1 pseudogene is annotated in these 370 nt (G+C 38.6%); it reads right to left on the reverse strand.

The features are described from left to right. Positions 1 to 138: 138 nt before the first annotated feature. Positions 139 to 370 (reverse strand): annotated as a pseudogene (locus CP363_RS10595) (ISLre2 family transposase); the annotation flags it as partial.

Consider the following 370-nt stretch of genomic DNA (forward strand, 5'->3'; position numbering starts at 1 on the left):
GGCTCTCTTACGCCCAACGAAGGATCTACTGAAACGATAATTGTTGAAACTATAATATCGTGCTGAGATTTGAATGTCAACAACTAAATTAAAAAAGTATCTGTCAAGTTTTCATAGGTAGCCTTTAAATATACAGTTTTAGTGGGTTAGTGCCTTAAAAAGTTGTCCCATTGGTCTACTTGTGGCTGTGTTAATCGGAATTATTCCTTGTACTGCTCCAATTGACGGCTTTGTCGGTGCCTTTCTTAGAAACTCTCCAGTTCGAATATGCATTTCCTGTAATAGGCTGGTTTGAGCCACTCGAGGATGAACTGTTAATTGTTCTAGGATTGTATTTAAACTAGCTTGCAGTTCACCATTCATTCGGGCT

The sequence above is a fragment of the Lactobacillus sp. UMNPBX12 genome, assembly GCF_002553955.1.
GTDB classification, from domain to species: Bacteria; Bacillota; Bacilli; order Lactobacillales; family Lactobacillaceae; genus Lactobacillus; species Lactobacillus crispatus.